This window comes from Vibrio sp. 10N.222.46.A1 (genome assembly GCF_041473595.1).
Taxonomy (GTDB): domain Bacteria; phylum Pseudomonadota; class Gammaproteobacteria; order Enterobacterales; family Vibrionaceae; genus Vibrio; species Vibrio tasmaniensis_A.
The window spans coordinates 1-5,213 of the sequence record NZ_JBFRSN010000065.1 but is presented as its reverse complement, the minus strand read 5'-3'; the positions used below and the strand labels follow the sequence as shown (position 1 = coordinate 5,213).

Here is a 5,213-nt window from a genome sequence, read left to right as displayed (position 1 = left end):
GCTATGGAATGCGGCTAAAGAATGGGAAAGTGCGAATACATCTAGCCTAAGACTGATGCAAGTCGGTGGCTCGAAGCTAGCCTATTCTGATGCTCTTGATGTTCAAAAAACCTTTCCCGGCGCACTCCAACAAGTTTTTGGTATGGCAGAAGGCCTGATCGCCTGTACTCGGTTAGGGGATGATGAAACCTTGGTTGCGACGAAACAAGGTCGACCTGTAAGTCGCTGGGATGAGGTTCGCATAGTCAATGCTGAGGGGAACACTGTTCCAATGGGTGAAGAAGGCGAACTACTCACTCGCGGTCCCTACACTTTAAGAGGGTATTACCGTGCAGAGGAACACAACCAACGCTCATTTACTCAAGATGGTTTCTACCGAAGTGGAGATCGAGCCATTGTTGATGAGAGGGGATATATCGTTGTGACTGGCAGAATTAAGGACGTCGTAAACCGAGCTGGTGAGTGTATTGCTACCGATGAAATCGAAGAGCATTTACTTATGCATCCTAATGTTGCACAGGTCGCCGTGGTTGCGGTACCTGATAAACATCTAGGCGAAAGGATCGGAGTCGCTGTCGTGAAAAGGGGGCTTTCCCCAACTTTGCAAGAGCTACGCACCTTCCTAAAAGACCAAGGGATGGCTTCTTTCAAACAGCCAGACGAATTGCTCATTGTCTCTAATCTGCCCAAAACAGCGGTAGGTAAAATTGATAAAAAGCGATTGCTTGGTCCAAGTGGTGAACCTTGGGTTAATACGCCAGTTTAACTAACGCGAGCTGCTTACCGTAGCTCTATATTGTCGATAAACAACGTCCTATTGATTGAATCGAGAGTGCTCTAGAAGGATGACTTGTCGTCGAGCCTGAGAAAGGTGCTTCTATTATTACACTCTTCAATGGGTCATTACAGGGAACAAAGACTAAAGGAAATCAACGTGTCATCTATAAAGAAGCCAGAAGTTTGCGAAAGTCTCAATGATATACGAATCGGAATAGATACCCTTGATAAGGAGATCGTTCATATTCTTTCTAAGCGGTTAGGGTATGTCAAAGCCGCCGCACAATTTAAGCCCAGTGAGCAGAGTATTCCGGCACCAGAGCGTGTCGCTGAAATGCTAGAAGACCGAAAAAAATGGGCAGAAGAGGCCGGGATGAGTAGCGAGTATGTCGAAACGTTATTCTCTAGTATCACCCATTGGTACATTAATCAGCAAATTAAACATTGGCGTACCGAAAGGGGGCTTTCAGCAGAAGAACCCGAAAATACGGCAACGTGATAAGAGTGTTTTGAACTTATCCGTTGAGTATGTATTAGAGGGTTACACATATTCCTGTTGGATCACCACTTTGACTACTAAGCGCCAAAGATTTAATTGATCAGATGACAGAAGAGAGCGTCAGTGCTGATTAGAGTATTAAGGACAATTACAAATGACTATACCGAAAATAGCGAGTTACGACTTGCCAGAACACCATGAGTTTCCAATAAACAGAACGAACTGGACTATCGAACCTAGTAAAGCGGTACTTTTAATTCACGACATGCAAGAGTATTTTGTGAGCTACTATGAGGCTGATTCGTCACCTATGGCGGACATTTTAACGAACATTCAGCAGTTAAAACACGTAGCGAAACAAGCGGGAATCCCGGTTGTATATACCGCACAACCCGCAAATCAAGACCCAAAAGATAGAGCCTTGTTAACTGACTTTTGGGGTCCGGGGCTAAACGGCGATCATACTCCTGTCGTATCAACGCTCGCTCCAGAAAGCGATGATATTGAGTACGTTAAATGGCGTTACAGTGCATTTAAGAAAACCCCATTGCTTGATTACATGAAAGACAATCAAAAAACTCAGCTGATCATCTCTGGTATTTACGGGCACATTGGCATTTTATCGACTGCTTTGGATGCATTCATGTTGGATGTACAGCCCTTTATTATCGGTGATGCGATCGCGGATTTTTCGCGTGAAGACCATATCCACACTCTCAATTACATATCAGGCCGAACGGGAAGCATTAAAACACTCGATAAAGCTATAGCGGAAATCAACCCAAATGAAGAGAGTATTCTTAGCCTCAATGTTTTGCAGTCTGACGTGGCCGAAACATTAGGTGTTTCTTATGAAGAGATTGATGTGAATGAAAATCTAATCTTCATGGGGCTAGATTCGATGCGAGCGATGACACTTGTAGAGAAGTGGAATAAGCAGGGCGCAAATATCTCATTCGCTCAGCTCATTGAAGCGGTTTCATTGCAAGAGTGGTGGCAAGCAATCGAAGCGACACTGAAGAACCACGCAGAAGAAGTACCAGCATAATTGCTCGCAAGTTAGCGCCAATTATTTATAGAATTTCTTAAGAGGTAAATTGATGAGCGATCAACCAGTGCGTTTACATCCGATGTTGTTGGACTTTGTTCGTAAGGAGAAGATCTCAAAGCATCTACTGCGAGTGACTGTTACGGGCGACTCTTTAAAAGGGTTCCCTGAAGATCAAAATGGTACACACATAAAAGTGTTTTTCCCCAATAGGGAGAGTGGGATATTGCAGTTACCTTATCGAGAAGGTGAAACTGTGATTTGGCCTGAGCATAAACCCGTGCCTCGAGCCTATACCGTCAGAAAGTATCGAGCCGATGTGAATGAGCTTGATATCGATTTCGTGATCCACGGAACCGATTCTCCCGGCGGTGGGTGGGCGATTAAAGCAGAACAAGGTTTCCAAATTGGCCTTGTAGGCCCTGCTGGGCCTGAGCCATTAATTGAACCCGCAGATTGGTATATTATTGCGGGAGACCTAACAGCAGTACCAGCCATTAGTGCTATTTTGGAGAACCTTCCCTCCGACACTCAAGGCCATGTATTTATCGAGATAGAGGATGCTGCAGATAAACATGATATTAAGCATCCGCAAGGTCTGGTTTTGAAGTGGCTAATGAGAGACGAAAAGAGTGATCAATATCTATTGAGCAAAGCCATTTCCGGCTTAATTGCACCTAATGGATCTCACTCGCTTTCGGCTTTCATTGCGGGTGAAAATGAAAGCGTGATTGCGTGTCGTAAAGCGCTTAAACAAGAGTACAAGCTGTCTAGAAAAGATATGTATGCGATTCCTTACTGGAAACGAGGTAAGGATGAAGAAGCATACCATGATGAACGCCATGAAGTTATGGATGAAGAGTACTAGCTTGCCTGTTTTAGAAAACAAAAACCGATCTCATGAGATCGGTTTTTGTTAGTACCTTTGGGTGCTTAAGCATACGCCTCTCGGAGGCGTTTCTTATTCACTTTGCCGACAGGTGTCTTGGGCAATGAATCGACAAATTTGATTAAATCTGGGATTTTGTAATCAGCTAAGCCACAATCACGTAGGAAATATTTTAGTTTGAAGGGATTTATGTCTGCCCCTTCGACTTTAACGATTACAGCGCAACTTCGTTCTCCTAAGTAGTCGTCAGGTATCGCAATGAGAGCGGCATCATGAACCCCATCGTGTCGAATTAGGTGGTTTTCGACCTCTTCTGCTGCAATCTTTTCCCCCCCTCGGTTAATCTGGTCTTTATCTCGCCCTGTTACAATGATATTACCGTCCTTAGTCTGTTTAACTATGTCACCAGTGTGATAAAACCCTTGTTGGTCGAATGAAAGACGGTTGTGTTCTTTTGCTTGGTAATAGCCGCGAATGGTGTAAGGACCTTGAGTGAGAAGAAAACCTTCCTCTCCGCAGGATACTGACTCCCCCTCTTCATTCACGATTTTAATCCGATCATGTTGTGAAATAGGGCGCCCTTGGGTAGAGGCAATAACTTCCATAGGATCATCCAATCTAGTGTAGTTCACTAGCCCTTCAGCCATACCAAAGACTTGTTGAAGCTGACAATCTAACTTGTTTGGTAGGTCTGTAGCCGCCGTTTGGCTAAACTTAGCGCCACCGACTTGAACTAATTTTAAGCTTGAAAGATCATGAGTAGTGGATTGAGCCTGCTCCATCCACAGCAGTGCTAGTGGGGGAACTAAGCCCGATACGGTAATTTTATGCTCTTCAATTAGTTTAAACGCTGATTTTGGAGTAGGGTCATGCGTAAGAACAACCGTACCTCCAGCGAAAAAGACCCCTAAAGCTCCCGGTGAACTTAATGGGAAATTATGTGCAACCGGCAGCGCACATAAGTAGCGAGTGTTTTCAGTAAACTTACAGATAGTGTTACTGCCAATCACGCTATAAGCATAGTCATTGTGGGTTCGAGGTATCAGTTTTGGCGTACCGGTTGTTCCACCTGACAATTGGAAAAATGCCAGTTCAGATGCTTCTGCTTCTTGTTTATCGTCGGGTTGCCCCGTGAAATCATCAAGCGATGTGAACCTTGGATCTGCCAAGTTCGTAGCATCACAGCGAACGATTATATGTTCTAATTCATTACTTTCATCTAACACTTGCTTAGCTAAGGCTTGGTAATTAAAGCCAGTATGTTTCCCATCTACAATGTAAGCTTTGGCTTTGGCGTGTTGGCAAAAATAAGATACTTCTGAGAAGCGATGAGCGGGAAGAGCTAAAACGGGTCGAATACCTTTCTGTAACAAGGCAAAGTAGCAAAAATAGAATTCGGCTACGTTTGTCATTTGTAATACGACATTGTCGCCCTTCATTAACCCTAAAGACTGAAAACCTGAAGCCATTTGAGACACTCTCTCTGCGGCTTGTAAATAGCTAAATTGACGCTCACCACAGATAAGAGCCATGTTGTTACCACACCGCTCAACTGAGTGCTGAAAATGATCGAAAAGAGTTCTGTCTTGCCAATAACCTAGCTCTCTATACAAAGAAGCTTGGGGTGTTGGCCAATCTGTATAATCCATATGTTCATTCGACATTATGAGTCTACCTATGCCGTCAACATATCTTTAAGTTGGATACCTGCTGCCGTTAAGATGGTGTTCATTTTGGCACCAGTTTCATCCAGTTCGCTTTGTGGATGTGATTCATCAACAATACCTGCTCCAGCAAAAACTTTCATTTGTCGTTTTTGGACCTCAGCACAACGGATCGTCACCACCCACTCCCCATTACCTCTTGAATCACACCAACCAACCATACCGGTAAAATACCCTCGGTCGAATTGCTCCAATTTTCGGATAGCTTCATACGCTTTCTGTCGCGGATAACCGCAAACTGCAGGGGTAGGGTGTAATTCAGCAGCGACTTCCAAC

Annotated in this window: 6 protein-coding genes; 4 read left to right on the top strand and 2 right to left on the bottom strand. The window is 44.2% G+C overall.

Annotated elements, in window-relative coordinates:
- The 4 genes from AB4496_RS02540 to AB4496_RS02525 form a co-directional block, all read left to right on the top strand.
- Window positions 1-766: AMP-binding protein (locus AB4496_RS02540; RefSeq protein ID WP_372130555.1), on the top strand; the 766-nt coding region annotated here is incomplete at its 5' end.
- A 168-nt stretch (window positions 767-934) separates the two neighbouring features.
- Window positions 935-1,276 (top strand): isochorismate lyase, encoded by a 342-nt coding sequence (locus tag AB4496_RS02535; RefSeq protein WP_029223919.1) that lies wholly within the window; start codon window positions 935-937, stop codon window positions 1,274-1,276.
- Between the two features lie 154 nt (window positions 1,277-1,430).
- Entirely contained in the window at window positions 1,431-2,324 is an 894-nt protein-coding gene (locus AB4496_RS02530) for an isochorismatase family protein (RefSeq protein WP_009846392.1), read from the top strand.
- A gap of 52 nt (window positions 2,325-2,376) precedes the next feature.
- Window positions 2,377-3,192, top strand: coding sequence for a siderophore-interacting protein (locus AB4496_RS02525; RefSeq protein WP_009846393.1), 816 nt, complete (start codon window positions 2,377-2,379; stop codon window positions 3,190-3,192).
- A 65-nt stretch (window positions 3,193-3,257) separates the two neighbouring features.
- Here AB4496_RS02525 and AB4496_RS02520 read toward each other — a convergent pair whose 3' ends face one another.
- Together AB4496_RS02520 and AB4496_RS02515 are read right to left on the bottom strand one after the other, a co-directional pair.
- A complete protein-coding gene (locus AB4496_RS02520; protein WP_102257356.1) occupies window positions 3,258-4,877 on the bottom strand; it encodes a (2,3-dihydroxybenzoyl)adenylate synthase in 1,620 nt (539 codons plus the stop codon).
- Between the two features lie 11 nt (window positions 4,878-4,888).
- The coding region (locus AB4496_RS02515) for a chorismate-binding protein (protein ID WP_372130554.1) at window positions 4,889-5,213 on the bottom strand (325 nt) is incomplete at its 5' end.